Raw genomic sequence first — 20,261 nt, forward strand, 5'->3', positions numbered from 1 at the left:
TGAAAACCTTTCAGACGGCCTGAGACCTTTGCAAAATTCTTTTAGACACCTTAAAACACTTGCGTCATGCTCGGGCTTGACCCGAGCATCTGTTTGTTTTAGAAGAAAAAGAGATACCCGGGTCAAGCCCGGGTATGACGAAATATCATAGATTCAGGATTAAAACAGCTTTTTTGCAAAGGTCTCGGCCTGATGTTTTTGCATTTTAAAACGGCGGTGCTTTTTTGGACTGTGTAACGGTCTCGGCTTGCCCATACCGTTTTTGCAGCCTAGGCGGCGGTTTGCAGATACTCGCTGCCGTCCGCTTTCAGCAGTTTGGGCGCCTCGCCTTTTTCAATCACGTTTTCGTTTACCACCACTTTTTTCACATCCTGCAAATCAGGCAGCATATACATGGTATCGAGCAGGCAGCGTTCGACAATCGAGCGCAAACCGCGCGCACCCGTTTTACGCTCCATCGCCTGCTTGGCAATGCTGCGCAAGGCGGAAGGCAGCACTTCCAACTCAACGCCTTCCATCGCAAACAACGCCTGATATTGCTTCACCAGAGCGTTTTTCGGCTCGGTGAGGATATTGATTAAAGCATCTTCGTCCAACTCGGCCAGCGTGGCAATCACAGGCAGGCGGCCGATCAATTCGGGAATCAGGCCAAATTTGATTAAATCTTCCGGTTCCACGGTTTCAAACAGGGCGGTGATGTCGGCGTTTTCGTCTTTGCTGCTCACCACCGCACCGAAACCGATGCCGCCTTTTTCGGTGCGCTGGCGGATTACTTTCTCCAAACCGGCAAACGCGCCGCTGCAGATAAACAGGATATTGGTGGTATCGACATTGATAAATTCCTGATTCGGGTGCTTGCGCCCGCCTTGCGGCGGCACCGAAGCCACCGTGCCTTCGATCAGCTTCAACAGCGCCTGCTGCACGCCTTCGCCCGATACGTCGCGGGTAATCGAAGGGTTGTCGCTCTTGCGTGAAATTTTGTCGATTTCATCGATATACACAATGCCGCGCTGGGCTTTTTCCACATCGAAATCGCATTTGCCCAAAAGCTTGGTGATAATCTGCTCCACGTCTTCACCCACATAACCCGCTTCGGTGAGCGTGGTGGCATCGGCCATCACAAACGGCACGTCGAGTTTGCGCGCCAGCGATTGCGCCAGCAGGGTTTTGCCCGAGCCGGTGGGGCCGATCAGCAGAATATTGCTTTTCGACAATTCCACTTTGTCGCTGCTTTTGGGGTGGCGCAAACGTTTATAGTGGTTATACACCGCCACCGCCAGCGCTTTTTTCGCCTGTTCCTGCCCGATAACGTGGTCGTTGAGATTGGCCACGATTTCGGCGGGCGTGGGCAGTTTGTCTTCTCCCGCGCCCGCTTCCTGCATAAAATCATCGTTAGGGTTTTGCAGCATGATGCCGCAGGTTTCCACACATTCGTTGCAGATGTAGGCGTGTTCGCCTTCAATCAGGTTTTTTACTTCATGCTCGGGCTTGCCGCAAAACGAGCAATAACGTTTTTCGTCAGACATATTCTATTCTTCAACCATTAACTGTATGCGGGGCCGCCTGCCGGCGCAAACCGCCCCAAAACGGTTTAGTATAAATACTATCCGCCCGTTTATCAAACCGCGCCGCTTAATTTGCCTTTTAAACCGTTCAGACGGCCTTTTTTGCATAAAAAAATGCAACGGAAACGTAAAAAATGGCGCAAACTAATGAAAAATATACTTTATTTACTTTACAAGCATTCCCTGCTCCGTGATAATCCGTCAATCATTTCAAAACAGCGCCGATTTGTCATAAACCCGCACCCCTGCCGCCGCTTGCGCCGCATATATTTTTGGGCTTGGCCGCGCTGTTTGCTTTCGAACCTTTCCACGAAACACATACGGAATCCTGCAAAAATGAATTTCAGCAAAAAAATCGCCGCCGCCTGCCTGAGCATCGGGCTGGCCGCGTTTTCCCTGCCCGCCGCCGCCGATGATTTGGATGTGCTCGGCCAGTTTTTGGAACAAAACTTTCCGGTAGAAAGCGATCCGATAGGCGCGTTTGCCGCCATGAACGCCGCCGAGCAGGTGGAAGCGCAAGCCGCTTATGCCGGCCCGCTGCTCGCTTCTCAATCGGCCCTGATCGTGAACAACAAAACCGGCGAAATCCTGTTTCAGAAAAACCCCAACCGCGTGATGCCCATCGCTTCGATTTCCAAACTGATGTCGGCAATGGTGGTGCTTGATGCCGACCAAAACATGAACGAGCGCATCACCATCACCGAAGCCGAAATCGACCGCCTCAAAGGCACCGGCAGCCGCCTAACCGTGGGCACCACGCTGACGCGCGCCGAAATGCTGCACCTGAGCCTGATGAGCAGCGAAAACCGCGCCACCCACGCACTCGGCCGCAGCTATCCCGGCGGCATGGGCGCGTTTGTGAGCGCCATGAACCGCAAAGCCCAAAGCCTCGGCATGACCAACACCCGTTTTTACGAACCGACCGGCTTGGATTTCCGCAACGTTTCCACCGCCAACGATTTGAACAAACTGGTGCAGGCCGCCAGCAAATATCCGGTTATCCGCCGCGACAGCACTTCCAACTACCGCTCGGTTTACACCAACCGCGGCCAAACCAGCTATAAAAACAGCAACTCGCTGGTGCGCGAAGGCGGCTGGAATATCGAATTGCAGAAAACCGGCTATATCCGCGAAGCAGGCCGCTCGATGGTGGTGCGCGCCAATGTGCAAAACCAGCCGGTTACCATCGTTTTGCTGAATGCGCCTTCCTCCCTCAGCCGCGTAAACGATGCGCGCAAAATCGAATCGTGGATGTTGCAGCGCCGCTCTTAAGCACAACGCAAATCTGCCCGCCAAACAAAGGCCGTCTGAAATATTTCAGACGGCCTTTGTGCGCATACCACAACAAAACCTTTGTTTTATTTGAACAAAGAGGTTTTACTGCAACTTGCAATAAAATAACTATAGTTTTACTCTAATTTTAAGCAAAGCTAGAGTATAATGCCTAAACATCATACGCACACATTGATGCGTTGCACTGCCGGCCAACGGCAAACAACTGCTCAAGTTTCTGCAACACATTGAACAACTAAGGAAATATATATGCAGCACAGCTTCGACCCTTTGGTTATCCGCGGCAAATCGCTGATTCCGATCGTACAGGGCGGCATGGGCGTAGGCGTATCCGCATCCAAATTATCCAGCGCCGTAGCCCGGGAAAACGGCTTGGGCACCATCGCCAGCGTGGACTTGCGCCATCTGCACGACGACCTGCTGGCCGAATCCAAAATCAACCCTTCCGAAGAAAAATACGCCAAGCTCAACCACATTGCGCTCGACCGTGAAATCCAAAAAGCCAAGGCAGACGCGCAAGGCAAAGGCATGATTGCCGTGAATGTGATGAAAGCGGTGAAAGACCACCAGCGCCTGGTGCGCCAAGCCTGCGAATCGGGTGCCGATGCCATTGTGATGGGCGCGGGGCTGCCGCTTGATTTGCCCGAAATGACCGAGGGCTACCACAAAAACGTTGCCCTGCTGCCGATTCTTTCCGAATCGCGCGGTATCAACATCGTGTTGAAACGTTGGATGAAAAAAGGCATTCTGCCCGATGCCATCGTTATCGAACACCCTGCCCACGCCGCCGGACACTTGGGCGCGATGACGGTGGATGGTGTAAACGATGAAAAATTCGAGTTTAAACGTGTGATCGAAGAAACGTTTGAAGTGTTTAAAAAACTCGGGTTGGAAAGCGAAAAAATCCCGTTGGTGCTGGCCGGCGGCATGGCCAATTTCGAAAAAATCACCACAGCGCTGAAAAGCTGGGGGGCATCCGCCGTGCAAATCGGCACCGCTTTCGCCGTTACCGAAGAAGGCGATGCCCATTTGAACTTCAAACAAACGCTGGCGGGCGCGCCGATAGAGCAAGTGGTGGAGTTTATGTCGGTGGCCGGCCTGCCTGCGCGCGGTGTGCGCACCAAATTTCTCGACAGCTACATCAAGCGTGAAGCCAAGCTTCAGGCCAATGCCAAAGCCGACCCGCGCCGCTGCACGCAAGGCATCAATTGTTTGTCGGTATGCGGCTTGCGCGACGGCTTGGAAAAAGTAGGCCAGTTCTGCATCGACATCCAACTGGCCGCCGCTTGGCGCGGCGAAGTCGATAAGGGCTTGTTCTTCAGAGGCAAAGACCCGCTTCCTTTCGGCAATGCCATTAAAAGCGTACGGGAAACCATTCAATATCTGCTGCAAGGCCACCCTGTACAGCAAGGTTAAGCCGTGTCAATACAGGCCGTCTGAAAATAAATTTGGCTCAAACACCATAAAGCTGCAAAATATTTTCAGACGGCCTGCGGTCTGCCCAAAGTCTCTTTAAGCTTAGTTTAATTAATACCGTTCCCGCCCTACCCCGCTTATTCCCATCAACAAAAAAACCGAACCGCCCATATCTTCAGGCGGTTCGGTTTTTCCATCCGTACTTAGATTATCGATAAATCAGCGGCCCACTTTTTCCAACGCCAGCTTTTCCTGACGATAGGCTTCGGCGGCTTCGCGTTCGCGTTTGGTGGCTTGGCGCATCATGTAGTAATTGATGAGAATCACCAATGTGCCGACGATGGTAATCATGATGGTTGCCAACACGTTCATCTGCGGGTCGAGGCCGAGTTTGATTTTAGAGAAAATCACTTGCGGCAAGGTGGAAGAACCGGGGCCAGAGAGGAACGAGGTAATCACCAAGTCATCCAGCGACAAAGTAATGCCGAGCAAAAAGCCCGAAGCGATGGCCGGTGCAATCAGCGGCAGGGTAATCACAAAAAAGATTTTCAACGGGCGGGCGCCCAAATCCATAGCCGCTTCTTCCAGCGATTGGTCCAACTCGATCAAACGCGAGCGGATCACCACGGTGATATAGGCCATACACAAGGTGGTGTGTCCCAGAAAAATGGTGAAAAAGCCGCGGTCGAAATACAGCCAGCTCAGCAAATCGCTGCTTTGCAAAAACATCTGCACCTGAATAATCAGCAGCAGCATGGACAAGCCGGTAATCACATCGGGCATAACCATCGGCGCCGACACCATGCCGGCAAACAAGGTGCTGCCGCGAAACCGCTTGATGCGTGCCAGCGCATAACCTGCCAATGTGCCGAGCACAACGGCGGCCAACGACGACACTACGGCAATCCGCAACGACAGCCAGGCCGCTTCGAGAATGGTGCTGTTATTCATCAGCGCGCCATACCATTTGGTTGAAAAGCCGCCCCAAACAGTTACCAGCTTGGATTCGTTAAACGAATAAACCACCAATACCACCAACGGGATATACAGGAAGGCCAAACCCAAACCCAGCATCAATTTGAGAAACCAAGACAATCTGTTTGACGACATTATTTGGCCCCTTCTTCAAGTTCACGGTTTTCATAACGGTGGAACAGCACGATCGGAATCACCAGCAGGATCACCATCACCACGGCAACGGCTGAAGCCAGCGGCCAGTTGTTCTGATCGAAGAACGCCTGCCACAACACTTTACCGATCATCAGGTTTTCCGAGCCGCCGACCAGTTCGGGAATCACATATTCGCCCACCGCCGGCACGAACACCAGCATCGAGCCTGCAATGATGCCGGTTTTCGACAACGGCAGGGTAATCGCGAAAAAGGCTTTCAGCGGCCCTGCGCCCAAGTCGGATGCGGCCTCAAGCAGCCTGCCGTCAAGCTTCACCAGTTGGGTGTAGAGCGGCAGGATCATAAACGGCAGATAGGCGTAAACCATCACCAGATTCAGCGAAAACGAGTTGTAAAACAGGTTCAGCGGCTCGCTGATCACACCGTATTTCAACAGAAAGTTGTTAATGATGCCGTTATGCCCCAACAACCCCATCCAAGCGTAAACGCGCAACAGGAACGAAGTCCAGAAAGGCAGCATAATCGCCAGCAGCAAGCCGTTCCGATAAGCGGGATTGGCACGCGAAATGGCGTAGGCAATCGGATAACCGAGCACAAGGCAGATTAAGGTGGTGGTCAGCGCGGTTTTAATCGACAGCCAATAAGTGAGCAGGTAAATATTGTTGCCGTTTCCCGCTGCAAACGGGTTGAGCATCTGCCCCAAGCTGCTCCAGAAGTTTTGGAAAATATCCGAATAGTTTTGATAACTCAGCGCGATATTCATCCTTCCCATATCGGGATCGGTGGTAATCAGCGGCGAATAAGGCGGAATGGCAATTTCCTGCTCGGCAAAGCTGATTTTCAGCACAATCGCAAATGGCACCAAAAACAGCACCAGCAGCCAGATATACGGAACGGCAATCACCGCCCGCTGCCCCGGCCGGCGCAGCAGTTTGCGTTTCAGTTTTTTCAGTTTCATCGCGTATCCTTGCAACTTAGCTGAACAGAGGGGTAGGTTGGTTTTCAGGCCAGCTTACATAAACGGTTTCATCCCAAGTGGGCGGCGTGATATTGCGCACATACCAATAAGGCGCAGGCACTTGGCTCTTAATTACGCGGCCGTTAGCCAGCTGTATGTGGTAGATGGTGAAACTGCCCAAATAGGCGATTTCTTTGATGATGCCTTTTTCCCAGTTGAAGCCGCCCTCTTCTGCCGGCTGCTCTTTATGCACGTCGATATCCTCGGGGCGGATGCTGATCCACAAATTCTGCTCGGCACGTCCGCCTAAGCCGTGGTCGATGCGCACTTTGTTTTCCAATTCGGGCGATTCGATAACGGCATAATCGGCATGATCTTCCAAAACCACGCCTTCGAAAATATTGGTTTCCCCGATAAATTCCGCAGTAAAGCGGCTGTTGGGAAAATCATACACATCACTGGGCGTGCCGACTTGTTGCAGTTTGCCTTCCGACATAATCGCCACGCGGGTAGCCATGGTCATGGCCTCCTCTTGGTCGTGCGTTACCATAATGCAGGTTACGCCCACTTGCTCCAGCGTGTTAACCAGCTCGAGCTGGGTTTGTTGGCGCAGTTTTTTATCCAATGCGCCCAAAGGTTCGTCGAGCAGCAGGATTTTCGGGCGTTTGGCCAAGCTGCGTGCCAAAGCCACGCGTTGCTGCTGGCCGCCTGAAAGTTGGTGCGGTTTGCGTTTGGCGAATTTGGTCATTTGCACCAAACGCAGCATTTCTTCGACGCGGTCGATGATTTCGCCTTTGGGCACTTTGTCCTGCTTCAAACCGAAAGCGATGTTCTGCTCCACCGTCATGTGCGGAAACAGCGCATAGCTTTGAAACATCATATTAATCGGGCGCTCATAGGGTGCAAGGCGGGTAATGTCCTGGCCGTCGAGAATGATTTTGCCCTGATTCGGCGTTTCCATGCCCGCCAGCATACGCAACAGTGTGGACTTGCCGCTGCCCGAGCTGCCCAACAGGGCGAAAATTTCATGTTTTTCAATATCTAAGTCGATGTGATCGACAGCATAATTGTCACCAAACTTTTTCACCAAACCTTGAATTTGCAGATAAGGCTGGGTGGAAGACGCAGTGGTTGCGTTCATAAGCAATACTCCAATCGATAACGGGTACCGGCGAAACGGGTTTCGCAAAGGGTGAAAATAAAGCTGTTTGATTGCCTGATGAAAACCGTTTTAAAACGCATCCAAACAAAACGGTTTTCTTTAAAAAGCGCACGGGCAGCATGGAAATTTCTAAGGGCTGTGGAAAACCCGTTAAGGTTGCCGACAGCCCCGCCTGAACCTGTAATTATATTAGCCTATGCCCAAATGGGGCAATACAAAATTAAGCTTTTGAACCGTTGGAAAAACTTCCTGCTTATATTGATACAGTCGATCAATACAGGCAAAGAACAAACGAAAGATTTTTTATAACCACAACCTGAGCACCTTATCTTGAACAACAGGCCGTCTGAAATGATTTCAGACGGCCTGTTATGTTGCACGATGGCACTATTTTCAAACGGTTTTTTTATGCCGCATTGCCCTCTAAGAAGTCTTGCGCAAAGCGTTGCAGCACGCCGCCGGCTTCGTAAATCAGCACTTCTTCGGCAGTATCCAAACGGCAGGTAACGGGCACTTCGACCGTTTCGCCGTTTTTACGGTGGATAACCAGCGTTAAATCGCAGCGCGGTTCGCGTTTGCCGACCACATCGTAGGTTTCGGTGCCGTCTAGTGCCAGCGTGTGGCGGTTCACACCTTCTTTGAATTGCAAGGGCAGCACGCCCATGCCGATCAGGTTGGTGCGGTGGATGCGCTCGAAACCTTCGGCCACAATCGCTTCCACGCCTGCGAGGCGCACGCCTTTGGCGGCCCAGTCGCGGCTCGAACCCTGGCCGTAATCGGCGCCGGCCACGATAATCAGCGGCTGTTTGCGGTTCATATAGGTTTCGATGGCTTCCCACATCCGCATCACTTGGCCTTCCGGCTCCACACGCGCCAACGAGCCTTGTTTCACCGTGCCGTCTTCGTTTTTCACCATTTCGTTAAACAGTTTCGGGTTGGCGAAAGTGGCGCGTTGTGCGGTTAAGTGGTCGCCGCGGTGGGTGGCGTAAGAGTTGAAGTCCTCTTCAGGCAAGCCCATTTTGGCCAGATATTCGCCGGCCGCGCTGGTCGGCAAAATGGCATTGGAGGGCGACAAGTGGTCGGTGGTGATGTTGTCGGGCAGAATCGCCAGCGGGCGCATGCCTTTGAGCGTGCGCTCGCCCGCCAATGCACCTTCCCAGTAAGGTGGGCGGCGGATATAGGTGGACATCGGCCGCCATTCGTATAAGGGCGATGGTGCTCTTTCCGCCGCGCCGGTGTCGAACATCGGGATATACACATCGCGGAACTGCTGCGGTTTCACATATTCGGCCACGATGGCGTCGATTTCTTCATCGCTCGGCCAAATGTCTTTCAGGCGGATTTCTTTGCCGTCTGAAATACCGAGTACATCGTTTTCAATATCAAAACGGATTGAACCGGCAATCGCATAGGCCACCACCAACGGTGGCGACGCCAAGAACGCTTGCTTGGCATAGGGGTGGATGCGGCCGTCGAAGTTGCGGTTGCCCGACAATACGGCAGTGGCGTACAAATCGCGGTCTATGATTTCCTGTTGGATTTTCGGATCCAACGCGCCCGACATACCGTTACACGTGGTGCAGGCAAAGGCAACGATGCCGAAGCCGAGTTTTTCCAATTCAGGCAGCAAACCGGCTTCTTTCAGATAGACTTCCGCCACTTTGGAACCCGGGGCAAACGATGATTTCACCCACGGTTTGCGGGTTAAGCCCAATTCGTTGGCTTTTTTCGCCAGCAAGGCGGCAGCGACCACGTTGCGCGGGTTGGAAGTGTTGGTGCACGAGGTAATCGCCGCGATAATCACCGCGCCGTCGGGCATTTGGCCGTCTGAAGGCTCTTCGTAAGGCGCGGCAATGCCTTTGGCAGCCAAGTCGGCAGTGGCGAAACGGGCGTGCGGATTGCTGGGGCCGGCCATATTGCGCACAACGGTGGATAAATCGAACTTCAACACGCGCGGATAGACGGCGGTTTTCAGTGCATCAGACCACAAACCGGCGGTTTTGGCATAAGTTTCTACCAGTTTCACTTGCTCGTCGTCGCGGCCGGTGAGTTTCAGATAGTCGATGGTTTGCTGGTCGATGGAGAACATCGCGGCAGTGGCGCCGAATTCGGGCGTCATGTTGGAAATGGTGGCGCGGTCGCCGATCGACAAACTGTCGGCACCTTCGCCGAAGAATTCGACAAATGCGCCGACCACACGCTCTTTACGCAAAAATTCGGTCAGCGCGAGCACGATATCGGTAGCGGTAATGCCGGGCTGGCGTTTGCCCGTCAATTCCACGCCCACAATATCGGGCAGGCGCATCATCGAAGCGCGACCGAGCATCACGGTTTCGGCCTCCAAACCGCCCACGCCCACCGAAATCACGCCCAGCGCATCCACATGCGGTGTATGCGAGTCGGTGCCGACGCAGGTATCGGGGAAAGCGACGCCGTTTTTCACTTGGATAACGGGCGACATTTTTTCCAGATTGATTTGGTGCATGATGCCGTTGCCCGCCGGAATCACATCCACATTTTCAAAGGCGGTTTTGGTCCAATTGATAAAATGGAAACGGTCTTCGTTACGACGGTCTTCGATTTCGCGGTTTTTGCGGAAGGCATCGGGATCGTAACCGCCGCATTCCACCGCCAACGAGTGGTCGACAATCAATTGGGTTTGCACAACAGGATTGACCTTGCTCGGATCGCCGCCTTTTTCGGCAATCGCATCACGCAAACCGGCCAAATCCACCAATGCCGTCTGCCCCAGAATATCGTGGCACACCACGCGCGCAGGGAACCACGGAAAATCGATTTCCTGTTTGCGTTCGATTAATTGCGAGAGCCAGGAATTAAGCGTTTCTAAGTCAACATCACTTGCGCGGTTGACCAAGTTTTCAGCCAAAATGCGCGACGTATAAGGCAGGGTATCGTAAGAACCCGGTTTGATGGCTTCGCACGCCGCGCGCGCGTCGTAGTATTCCAAATTAGTGCCGGGCAGGGGTTTGCGGTAGATTTGGTTGGTGCTCATGAGTTTAATCCTTTGTGAATATTTTTCTTGTTTAAACAGCGTTCAAAGCTAACTGTTATTTTTCAGACGGCCTCAGGCCGTTTGAATGTAGTGTATTGTAATCGCTGATATGCTCAACCGAAAGGGGTAAATAAATTTTTATTTATAACTTATCATTTCTCCCGAATTCCGCCTTAACGCAACTTTTCTAAAAACGGGTTGTAACAGATTTCTCATAAAAAGCCGTCCGGATCGACAATATAGCCGCTATAACCACCCCAAAATACCGTTTGCGGCTGCTTCACAACCGTAACGTTTTTCTTAGAAAAAGTGCGAAACAACTCGTCTACTTCAGCTTCACTGCTAACATTATGCGCCAGCGTGAAACGTGCAAAACCACTACCTTCCGCACTTACCCCCGCATCTTCTGCCAAAGTATGCTTGCCGAACAACGCAAAAAGCAGCGCACTACCCGTTTGATAAAACGCAATATGCTCATTGCTGCTTTCGTTTGGTTCCCAACCGAAAACATCCCGATAAAAACAACGGGAAACATGAATATCGGCCACCCCAACGTGATGAAATTGATGTGCTGATCCATATCCTCTCCTAATTTCATTGCTTAAAAAATGATATCATTGCTGGATAAAAGCAATCACCCTAAAACCGAAAACATAATAGCATCCCAAAGCACGCACGGCCGCCTGCACTTGTAAAACCTTTGCCAAACTCAGAGCATATCCCTAAAAACTTATTTGCCGTTATTCCCGTATAGACAGGAATAACGGCAGTGAGATATTTTTCAGACGGCCTGAGTGAATTTTACAAAAGTCTCATATACAAAATATAACTGCGAAGATGCCGTCCGAAACGATACGTCCGGACGGCCTCAGCATCTGTTACCATACGCAGCCTGCCGGCAGCTTCACTACTTACCGGCCGGTTTTTTCACCGCGGGCTGCGCCTTCTTCGCCGCCCCGGCCCCCACCGTCGCCTCCTCACGCAGCTTCGCCAGTATCCCCGCGCCTATCCCCTTCACGTTCTGCAAATCGTCCACGCTCTTGAACGGCCCGTTCTGCTCACGGTACGCCACGATCGCCGCCGCCTTCGACGGCCCTATCCCCGGCAGCGCCTTCAGCTCCTCCGCCGTCGCGGTGTTGATGTTCACCGCCGCCAGCAGCAGCGGTGCCGCCAGTGCCGCCAGGGCACCGAAGAGATAATGTTTCAGTTTCATGCTTTTCCTCCGTAATGAATGTCTCTAAACCGTGCCGGTCTTTTCCGGCACGCCGTCTATCATAAGCGATGACTGCCGCTTTTCAAACACTTCCACCCCCTCAATTAATAACTATGGTAACCGTTGTCGCCGCCCGGCAACACTTCCCATGGAACAAGCCCCCGATACTTCCGTACCGGGGGCTCTGAATGGGTGTCTGGCAGTGACCTACTTTCACATGGGTATCCACACTATCATCGGCGCTGGGTCGTTTCACGGTCCTGTTCGGGATGGGAAGGCGTGGGACCAACCCGCTATGGCCGCCAGACTTAAACTGTACAAATCGGTAAGCCGTTACGGAGCTTTTGCTCCGCTTATTTATTCTTTAATCAACTTTTCGGTGACGAAGTATCTTCATCAGTAAGCTTTCTCTTTGATGCTTTGTTTACGTTTCCGTCCAAAGTCCTTCAAATGATAGAGTCAAGCCTCACGAGCAATTAGTATGGGTTAGCTTCACGCGTTACCGCGCTTCCACACCCCACCTATCAACGTCCTGGTCTCGAACGACTCTTCAGTGCGGTTAAACCGCAAGGGAAGTCTCATCTTCAGGCGAGTTTCGCGCTTAGATGCTTTCAGCGCTTATCTCTTCCGAACTTAGCTACCCGGCGATGCGACTGGCGTCACAACCGGTACACCAGAGGTTCGTCCACTCCGGTCCTCTCGTACTAGGAGCAGCCCCCGTCAAACTTCCAACGCCCACTGCAGATAGGGACCAAACTGTCTCACGACGTTTTAAACCCAGCTCACGTACCACTTTAAATGGCGAACAGCCATACCCTTGGGACCGACTACAGCCCCAGGATGTGATGAGCCGACATCGAGGTGCCAAACTCCGCCGTCGATATGAACTCTTGGGCGGAATCAGCCTGTTATCCCCGGAGTACCTTTTATCCGTTGAGCGATGGCCCTTCCATACAGAACCACCGGATCACTATGTCCTGCTTTCGCACCTGCTCGACTTGTCGGTCTCGCAGTTAAGCTACCTTTTGCCATTGCACTATCAGTCCGATTTCCGACCGGACCTAGGTAACCTTCGAACTCCTCCGTTACGCTTTGGGAGGAGACCGCCCCAGTCAAACTGCCTACCATGCACGGTCCCCGATCCGGATCACGGACCTGGGTTAGAACCTCAAAGACACCAGGGTGGTATTTCAAGGACGGCTCCGCAAAGACTAGCGTCTCTGCTTCTCAGCCTCCCACCTATCCTACACAAGTGCCTTCAAAGTCCAATGCAAAGCTACAGTAAAGGTTCACGGGGTCTTTCCGTCTAGCAGCGGGGAGATTGCATCTTCACAACCATTTCAACTTCGCTGAGTCTCGAGAGGAGACAGTGTGGCCATCGTTACGCCATTCGTGCGGGTCGGAACTTACCCGACAAGGAATTTCGCTACCTTAGGACCGTTATAGTTACGGCCGCCGTTTACTGGGGCTTCGATCCGATGCGCTAACATCTTCAATTAACCTTCCAGCACCGGGCAGGCGTCACACCCTATACGTCCACTTTCGTGTTAGCAGAGTGCTGTGTTTTTAATAAACAGTCGCAGCCACCGATTCTCTGCGACCCTCCAATGCTTACACCGCAAGGGCTTAACATCGAAGGGCATACCTTCTCCCGAAGTTACGGTATCAATTTGCCGAGTTCCTTCTCCCGAGTTCTCTCAAGCGCCTTAGAATTCTCATCCTGCCCACCTGTGTCGGTTTGCGGTACGGTTCTGATCCAACTGAAGCTTAGTGGCTTTTCCTGGAAGCGTGGTATCGGTTACTTCGTATCCGTAGATACTCGTCGTCACTTCTCGGTGTTATGAGCGTCCGGATTTGCCTAAACACTCCACCTACCGGCTTAAACAAACTATTCCAACAGTTTGCTAACCTAACCTTCTCCGTCCCCACATCGCATTGAATCAAAGTACGGGAATATTAACCCGTTTCCCATCGACTACGCATTTCTGCCTCGCCTTAGGGGCCGACTCACCCTACGCCGATGAACGTTGCGTAGGAAACCTTGGGCTTTCGGCGAGCGGGCTTTTCACCCGCTTTATCGCTACTCATGTCAACATTCGCACTTCTGATACCTCCAGCATGCTTTACAACACACCTTCTACGGCCTACAGAACGCTCCCCTACCATGCGCCAAGCGCATCCGCAGCTTCGGTTACAGATTTGAGCCCCGTTACATCTTCCGCGCAGGACGACTCGACCAGTGAGCTATTACGCTTTCTTTAAATGATGGCTGCTTCTAAGCCAACATCCTGGCTGTCTGGGCCTTCCCACTTCGTTTACCACTTAATCTGTCATTGGGGACCTTAGCTGGCGGTCTGGGTTGTTTCCCTCTCGACAACGGACGTTAGCACCCGCTGTCTGTCTCCCATGATTGCACTTTCCGGTATTCTTAGTTTGCCATGGGTTGGTAAGTCGCAATGACCCCCTAGCCATAACAGTGCTTTACCCCCGGAAGTGATACATGAGGCACTACCTAAATAGTTTTCGGGGAGAACCAGCTATCTCCGAGTTTGTTTAGCCTTTCACCCCTATCCACAGCTCATCCCCGCATTTTGCAACATGCGTGGGTTCGGACCTCCAGTACCTGTTACGGCACCTTCATCCTGGCCATGGATAGATCACTCGGTTTCGGGTCTACACCCAGCAACTTGTCGCCCTATTAAGACTCGGTTTCCCTACGCCTCCCCTATCCGGTTAAGCTCGCTACTGAATGTAAGTCGTTGACCCATTATACAAAAGGTACGCAGTCACCCCTTAGGGCTCCCACTGTTTGTATGCATCAGGTTTCAGGTTCTCTTTCACTCCCCTCCCGGGGTTCTTTTCGCCTTTCCCTCACGGTACTGGTTCACTATCGGTCGATGATGAGTATTTAGCCTTGGAGGATGGTCCCCCCATCTTCAGACAGGATTTCTCGTGTCCCGCCCTACTTGTCGTATACCTAGTACCACCATTCGGATTTCGAATACGGGGCTATCACCCACTATGGCCAAGCTTTCCAGCTTGTTCTTCTATCCCAACGGCTATCGTATACAGGCTCCTCCGCGTTCGCTCGCCACTACTTGCGGAATCTCGGTTGATTTCTTTTCCTCCGGGTACTTAGATGGTTCAGTTCTCCGGGTTCGCTTCTCTTATCCTATGTATTCAGATAAGGATACCGTACAGAATACGGTGGGTTTCCCCATTCGGACATCGCGGGATCATTGCTTTATTGCCGGCTCCCCCGCGCTTTTCGCAGGCTTACACGTCCTTCGTCGCCTATCATCGCCAAGGCATCCACCTGATGCACTTATTCACTTGACTCTATCATTTGAAGAACCTTCTGACTTCGCTAACCCAACCGTTGACTAGCCGGCTAGCTTAGATTCCCTAATCTGATAAAGCTTACTGCTTTGTTGTGTACCGTATCCCGCCTTTTGTCTTTCAGGATACGGTCGATACAATCATCACCCAAATACTGTGGCCGGATTCTTTTCAGACGGCTTCAACCGCCTGCGGGCCGCGCTTTGACGCTTCCCAATCCGACCAACATTGTCTTTGTTTGTTGATTTCGGCTTTCCAATTTGTTAAAGATCGATGCGTTATTCGGAATGCTTTATTCCTAACGGCGCAAATCAAAGCAAACTCTTCAATTCGCTTTCATTTGCAGCGTTTTTTGGTGGAGGCAAACGGGATCGAACCGATGACCCCCTGCTTGCAAAGCAGGTGCTCTACCAACTGAGCTATGCCCCCAATCTTGGTGGGTCTGGGAGGACTTGAACCTCCGACCCCACGCTTATCAAGCGTGTGCTCTAACCAGCTGAGCTACAAACCCAGGTCGTGCCTCGAACAACAAATGTCTCCATCCGCCATCCGAAACCCTTGCCCGCATCTTCGTCTCACAGTTTACCGATAAGTGTGAATGCCCAAGCACCCCTTCTTTTCTCTAGAAAGGAGGTGATCCAGCCGCAGGTTCCCCTACGGCTACCTTGTTACGACTTCACCCCAGTCATGAAGCATACCGTGGTAAGCGGCCTCCTTGCGGTTAGCCTACCTACTTCTGGTATCCCCCACTCCCATGGTGTGACGGGCGGTGTGTACAAGACCCGGGAACGTATTCACCGCAGTATGCTGACCTGCGATTACTAGCGATTCCGACTTCATGCACTCGAGTTGCAGAGTGCAATCCGGACTACGATCGGTTTTTTGGGATTGGCTCCGCCTCGCGGCTTGGCTACCCTCTGTACCGACCATTGTATGACGTGTGAAGCCCTGGTCATAAGGGCCATGAGGACTTGACGTCATCCCCACCTTCCTCCGGCTTGTCACCGGCAGTCTCATTAGAGTGCCCAACCAAATGATGGCAACTAATGACAAGGGTTGCGCTCGTTGCGGGACTTAACCCAACATCTCACGACACGAGCTGACGACAGCCATGCAGCACCTGTGTTACGGCTCCCGAAGGCACCCCTCCGTCTCTGGAGGGTTCCGTACATGTCAAGACCAGGTAAGGTTCTTCGCGTTGCATCGAATTAATCCACATCATCCACCGCTTGTGCGGGTCCCCGTCAATTCCTTTGAGTTTTAATCTTGCGACCGTACTCCCCAGGCGGTCAATTTCACGCGTTAGCTACGCTACTAAGGTATCAAGTACCCCAACAGCTAATTGACATCGTTTAGGGCGTGGACTACCAGGGTATCTAATCCTGTTTGCTACCCACGCTTTCGGGCATGAACGTCAGTATTATCCCAGGGGGCTGCCTTCGCCATCGGTATTCCTCCACATCTCTACGCATTTCACTGCTACACGTGGAATTCTACCCCCCTCTGACATACTCTAGTCACCCAGTTCAGAACGCAGTTCCCAGGTTAAGCCCGGGGATTTCACATCCTGCTTAAGTAACCGTCTGCGCCCGCTTTACGCCCAGTAATTCCGATTAACGCTCGCACCCTACGTATTACCGCGGCTGCTGGCACGTAGTTAGCCGGTGCTTATTCTTCAGGTACCGTCATCACCCCGGGGTATTAACCCGAAGCTTTTCTTCCCTGACAAAAGTCCTTTACAACCCGAAGGCCTTCTTCAGACACGCGGCATGGCTGGATCAGGGTTGCCCCCATTGTCCAAAATTCCCCACTGCTGCCTCCCGTAGGAGTCTGGGCCGTGTCTCAGTCCCAGTGTGGCGGATCATCCTCTCAGACCCGCTACTGATCGTCGCCTTGGTAGGCCTTTACCCCACCAACCAGCTAATCAGACATCGGCCGCTCGAATAGCGCGAGGCCCGAAGAGCCCCCGCTTTCCTTCTCAAAGCGTATGCGGTATTAGCCATCCTTTCGGACAGTTATCCCCCACTACTCGGTACGTTCCGATGCGTTACTCACCCGTTCGCCACTCGCCACCCAAGAAGCAAGCTTCTCTGTGCTGCCGTCCGACTTGCATGTGTAAAGCATGCCGCCAGCGTTCAATCTGAGCCAGGATCAAACTCTTATGTTCAATCTCTAACTTTTAACTTCTGGTCTGCTTCAAAGAAACCGACAAAGAATAGATATATCTACATCTTGTCTGTTTTTTGTCGCAGTGTGAGGCACTAAGGCACTCACACTTATCGGTAATCTGTGTTGTTAAAGAACAGCCGCAAAAGCAGCGAAGAACGCGAACTATACACAACCTCCAACAAAACAGTCAACACAAAAACCGAAAAATCCCACAACAAAAACAACAACCGGCTGTTTCACAACAATATTTAATTAATATTTAATTCGACACAACCCCGCCGAAAACAATAAGCCGCCTGAAAATGGTTTCAGACGGCCTACCAGCCCCCTCTCTTCAGAGGCATCTCTTCAGAGGCAAAAGAACGTATAATCTGCCTGTTCGACAATTTTAAGGCATTCATTATGAATTTTCCCCACCGTTTTGTTCCCTCTTCCCGTTTGCGCCGTATGCGTAAAGATGATTTTTCCCGCCGCCTGATGCGCGAGCACTCGCTCACTGCCGATGATTTGATTTATCCGGTTTTTGTATTGGAGGGCTGCAACCAAGAAGAACCGGTTGCTTCTATGCCGGGCGTGAAACGCCAGAGTTTGGACAAACTACTATATACGGCAGAAGAGGCCGTTAAACTCGGTATTCCCATGCTGGCCTTGTTTCCTGTTGTAACTCAGAATAAAACCGAAACGGCGGAAGAGGCTTACAACCCCGACGGATTGGTGCCGACGGTGGTCCGCAAGCTGCGTGAAAGCTTCCCCGAATTAGGCATCATGACTGATGTGGCGCTCGACCCCTACACCGTTCACGGGCAAGACGGCCTAACCGATGAAACAGGTTATGTGCTGAACGACGAAACCATTGACGTGCTGATCAAGCAGGCGCTTTGCCATGCCGAAGCCGGCGCACAGGTGGTGGCGCCTTCCGATATGATGGACGGCCGCATCGGTGCCATCCGCGAAGCACTGGAAGAGCACGGCCATATCCACACCCGCATCATGGCTTATTCGGCCAAGTATGCTTCGGCGTTTTACGGGCCGTTCCGCGATGCGGTGGGCAGTTCGGCCAATTTGGGCAAGGCCGACAAATATACTTACCAGATGGACCCCGCCAATGCCAACGAAGCTTTGCAGGAAGTGGCGCTGGATATCCAGGAAGGCGCGGACATGGTGATGGTAAAGCCCGGCCTACCCTATTTGGACATTATCCGCCGCGTAAAAGACGAATTCGGCGTACCGACCTACGCTTATCAGGTGTCGGGCGAATATGCCATGTTACAGGCCGCCATCCAAAATGGCTGGCTTGACGGCAGCAAGGTGATTTTGGAAAGCCTGCTGGCATTCAAACGCGCAGGCGCCGACGGCATTCTGACTTATTACGCTTTAGAAGCCGCTAAACAACTTCAAGCCAAACATTGAATATTTGTCAGCAAAAAGCGGGGGCTGTGCCTCGCTTTTTACAATTTCTTTCGAGCAGCCAGGCCATCTGAAATTTTCAAACGACCCGGGGCTTTTGCAGAACTCAAAAAATAGCACAAGAAGTTTATTTACCGTCGCTCTCAACTTACCCCAAACATGACAAAAGAGTTTTAAACCAATAGTGGTGTTGCAAAGACTCCATCCTGCTTTTATTTTTCGTACCGGGCCAGCCCCAAATCATCGCTGCGGATTTCCGTTTCCCTGCCGCACACCAAATCGGCGGTAAGTTTGGCCGAACCCAGCGACATCGTCCAACCCAGCGTACCGTGGCCGGTGTTGATAAACAGGTTGTCAAAACGGGTGGCGCCGATGATGGGCGTGCTGTCGGGCGTCATCGGGCGCAGGCCGCTCCAGAAAACGGCGCGCCGCAAATCGCCGCTGCCGGGGAAGAGGTCGTTCACCACCAGCTCCAGCGTTTCGCGGCGCTCGGGGGCAAGTTGCAGCTTGTAGCCGGAAAGCTCGGCCATACCGCCGATGCGAATGCGTTCGTTAAAACGGGTAATGGCCACTTTATAGGTTTCGTCGATTATGGTGGAAACGGGTGCGGCGCTGCCGTCGGTAACCGGCACGGTGAGCGAATAGCCTTTAACGGGATAAACGGGCAGATCCAACCCCAGCCCGGCCAGCACGGGGCGGCTGAAGCTGCCGAGCGCGCACACGAAGCGGTCGGCCTCGAAACGCCCGCCGCCCGCATGCACGGCTTTAATCAGGCCGTCTGAATGCTCGATGCGGCTGATTTCGCAGTTGAATTTAAAATCCGCACCTTTTTCCGTGCACATTTGCGCGAGTTTGCGGGCAAACAGGTGGCAGTCACCGGTGGCATCGTTGGGCAGGTGGAGCGCGCCGGCGATTTTGTGCAGCGCGTTTTTCAGCGCGGGTTCGTATTGCAGGCACGCTTCGGGCTGCAATCTTTGATACGGCACGCCGTAGGCTTGCAGCACTTCGATGTCGCCCTCTGCCGCGCTCACTTCTTTTTCGGTGCGGAAAATCTGCAACGTGCCTTTGTTGCGCCCTTCAAAATCCAAAACGTGCTCCGCCTGAAAGTGGCGGAACATTTCGCGGCTGTATTCCGACACCCGCACCATGCGCTCTTTATTTTGGTGGTAACGCCCGCTATTGCAGTTGCCCAGCATCTGCCACAGCCATTGCAGTTGGAAAAGGCTGCCGTCGGGTCTGAAAATCAGCGGCGAATGCTGCCGCAGCAGCCATTTTGCGGCTTTTTTCGGAATACCCGGCGCGGCCCACGGCGTGGTGTAGCCGTAGGAAAGCTGGCCGGCGTTGGCAAAACTGGTTTCCATCGCCGCCGCATCGGCGCGGTCGATAACGGTAACATCGTGCCCTGCTTCCAAAAGATACCAGGCCGTGCATACGCCCGCGATGCCCGCGCCCAACACGATCACTTTCATTTCCGCCCTCTTTTTTATGTGTAGTGAGATTGTAAAGCCTAACCCATTTAAAATAGCATTTTTCACTTTATTTATATATTTAAAAAGATTAATATCCTTAAAATAATCCATAGAAAAGTGAAAAATCA

General features: G+C 52.5%; 12 protein-coding genes, 2 tRNA genes and 3 rRNA genes. 4 read left to right on the top strand and 13 right to left on the bottom strand.

The genetic code is table 11. The features are described from left to right. Window positions 1–269 precede the first annotated feature (269 nt). On the bottom strand, window positions 270–1,526 hold the full coding sequence (gene clpX, locus H3L92_RS08100; protein WP_085366970.1) for an ATP-dependent Clp protease ATP-binding subunit ClpX: 1,257 nt from the start codon (window positions 1,524–1,526) through the stop codon (window positions 270–272). Between the two features lie 375 nt (window positions 1,527–1,901). Between clpX and H3L92_RS08105 the strand changes: the two genes are divergently transcribed. Together H3L92_RS08105 and H3L92_RS08110 are read left to right on the top strand one after the other, a co-directional pair. After that, a complete protein-coding gene (locus tag H3L92_RS08105; protein ID WP_085366971.1) occupies window positions 1,902–2,837 on the top strand; it encodes a serine hydrolase in 936 nt (311 codons plus the stop codon). A gap of 270 nt (window positions 2,838–3,107) precedes the next feature. Next, a complete protein-coding gene (locus H3L92_RS08110) occupies window positions 3,108–4,274 on the top strand; it encodes an NAD(P)H-dependent flavin oxidoreductase (RefSeq protein WP_085366972.1) in 1,167 nt (388 codons plus the stop codon). 219 nt (window positions 4,275–4,493) lie between these two features. Here H3L92_RS08110 and H3L92_RS08115 read toward each other — a convergent pair whose 3' ends face one another. From H3L92_RS08115 to H3L92_RS08125, 3 genes are read right to left on the bottom strand one after another with little or no spacing between them, the layout of a single operon-like run. Beyond that, window positions 4,494–5,384: an ABC transporter permease subunit gene (locus H3L92_RS08115; protein WP_085366973.1), complete on the bottom strand. Its 891-nt coding sequence runs from the start codon at window positions 5,382–5,384 to the stop codon at window positions 4,494–4,496. Further along, window positions 5,384–6,361 carry an ABC transporter permease subunit gene (locus tag H3L92_RS08120; protein ID WP_085366974.1) on the bottom strand — a complete coding sequence of 326 codons (978 nt, stop codon included), beginning with the start codon at window positions 6,359–6,361 and terminating at the stop codon, window positions 5,384–5,386. The genes H3L92_RS08115 and H3L92_RS08120 overlap by 1 nt, the downstream gene beginning before the upstream one ends. A gap of 16 nt (window positions 6,362–6,377) precedes the next feature. Continuing rightward, complete coding sequence (locus H3L92_RS08125) at window positions 6,378–7,502, bottom strand: ABC transporter ATP-binding protein (RefSeq protein ID WP_085366975.1); 1,125 nt, start codon at window positions 7,500–7,502, stop codon at window positions 6,378–6,380. A gap of 78 nt (window positions 7,503–7,580) precedes the next feature. Here H3L92_RS08125 and H3L92_RS08130 point away from each other — a divergent pair, with 78 nt between their 5' ends. After that, on the top strand, window positions 7,581–7,832 hold the full coding sequence (locus H3L92_RS08130) for a hypothetical protein (protein ID WP_085366976.1): 252 nt from the start codon (window positions 7,581–7,583) through the stop codon (window positions 7,830–7,832). 97 nt (window positions 7,833–7,929) lie between these two features. On the opposite strand, the gene acnD is transcribed toward H3L92_RS08130, so the two are convergent. From acnD to H3L92_RS08170, 8 genes are all read right to left on the bottom strand, one after another. Next, window positions 7,930–10,536, bottom strand: coding sequence for a Fe/S-dependent 2-methylisocitrate dehydratase AcnD (gene acnD / locus H3L92_RS08135; RefSeq protein ID WP_085366977.1), 2,607 nt, complete (start codon window positions 10,534–10,536; stop codon window positions 7,930–7,932). A 212-nt stretch (window positions 10,537–10,748) separates the two neighbouring features. Then, window positions 10,749–11,084 (bottom strand): VOC family protein, encoded by a 336-nt coding sequence (locus H3L92_RS08140; protein WP_245945411.1) that lies wholly within the window; start codon window positions 11,082–11,084, stop codon window positions 10,749–10,751. A 359-nt stretch (window positions 11,085–11,443) separates the two neighbouring features. Then, entirely contained in the window at window positions 11,444–11,743 is a 300-nt protein-coding gene (locus tag H3L92_RS08145; RefSeq protein ID WP_085366598.1) for a ComEA family DNA-binding protein, read from the bottom strand. Window positions 11,744–11,943: 200 nt separating this feature from the next. After that, window positions 11,944–12,056: ribosomal RNA gene (gene rrf, locus H3L92_RS08150) — 5S ribosomal RNA — on the bottom strand. A 148-nt stretch (window positions 12,057–12,204) separates the two neighbouring features. Next, window positions 12,205–15,088: ribosomal RNA gene (locus tag H3L92_RS08155) — 23S ribosomal RNA — on the bottom strand. Window positions 15,089–15,441: 353 nt separating this feature from the next. Continuing rightward, a tRNA-Ala gene (locus tag H3L92_RS08160) sits at window positions 15,442–15,517 on the bottom strand. 5 nt (window positions 15,518–15,522) lie between these two features. Further along, window positions 15,523–15,599: transfer RNA gene (locus H3L92_RS08165), tRNA-Ile, on the bottom strand. A 115-nt stretch (window positions 15,600–15,714) separates the two neighbouring features. Continuing rightward, a 16S ribosomal RNA gene (locus H3L92_RS08170) occupies window positions 15,715–17,255 on the bottom strand. The 16S, 23S and 5S rRNA genes sit together here with 2 tRNA genes alongside, the layout of an rRNA operon. Window positions 17,256–17,659: 404 nt before the next feature. On the opposite strand from H3L92_RS08170, the gene hemB reads away from it, so the two are divergent. Beyond that, window positions 17,660–18,667 carry a porphobilinogen synthase gene (hemB, locus tag H3L92_RS08175; protein ID WP_085366351.1) on the top strand — a complete coding sequence of 336 codons (1,008 nt, stop codon included), beginning with the start codon at window positions 17,660–17,662 and terminating at the stop codon, window positions 18,665–18,667. 209 nt (window positions 18,668–18,876) lie between these two features. Here hemB and H3L92_RS08180 read toward each other — a convergent pair whose 3' ends face one another. Next, a complete protein-coding gene (locus H3L92_RS08180; protein WP_085366350.1) occupies window positions 18,877–20,133 on the bottom strand; it encodes a D-amino acid dehydrogenase in 1,257 nt (418 codons plus the stop codon). Window positions 20,134–20,261 lie beyond the last annotated feature (128 nt).

Origin of the sequence: Neisseria dentiae, assembly GCF_014055005.1 — a bacterium.
In the GTDB taxonomy this organism is placed as follows: Bacteria; Pseudomonadota; Gammaproteobacteria; order Burkholderiales; family Neisseriaceae; genus Neisseria; species Neisseria dentiae.

Coding starts and splice junctions, on each gene's coding strand:
- clpX (WP_085366970.1), bottom strand. CDS start 1,526: ATGTCTGACGAAAAACGTTATTGCTCGTTTTGCGGCAAGCCCGAGCAT.
- H3L92_RS08105 (WP_085366971.1), top strand. CDS start 1,902: ATGAATTTCAGCAAAAAAATCGCCGCCGCCTGCCTGAGCATCGGGCTG.
- H3L92_RS08110 (WP_085366972.1), top strand. CDS start 3,108: ATGCAGCACAGCTTCGACCCTTTGGTTATCCGCGGCAAATCGCTGATT.
- H3L92_RS08115 (WP_085366973.1), bottom strand. CDS start 5,384: ATGTCGTCAAACAGATTGTCTTGGTTTCTCAAATTGATGCTGGGTTTG.
- H3L92_RS08120 (WP_085366974.1), bottom strand. CDS start 6,361: ATGAAACTGAAAAAACTGAAACGCAAACTGCTGCGCCGGCCGGGGCAG.
- H3L92_RS08125 (WP_085366975.1), bottom strand. CDS start 7,502: ATGAACGCAACCACTGCGTCTTCCACCCAGCCTTATCTGCAAATTCAA.
- H3L92_RS08130 (WP_085366976.1), top strand. CDS start 7,581: ATGAAAACCGTTTTAAAACGCATCCAAACAAAACGGTTTTCTTTAAAA.
- acnD (WP_085366977.1), bottom strand. CDS start 10,536: ATGAGCACCAACCAAATCTACCGCAAACCCCTGCCCGGCACTAATTTG.
- hemB (WP_085366351.1), top strand. CDS start 17,660: ATGAATTTTCCCCACCGTTTTGTTCCCTCTTCCCGTTTGCGCCGTATG.
- H3L92_RS08180 (WP_085366350.1), bottom strand. CDS start 20,133: ATGAAAGTGATCGTGTTGGGCGCGGGCATCGCGGGCGTATGCACGGCC.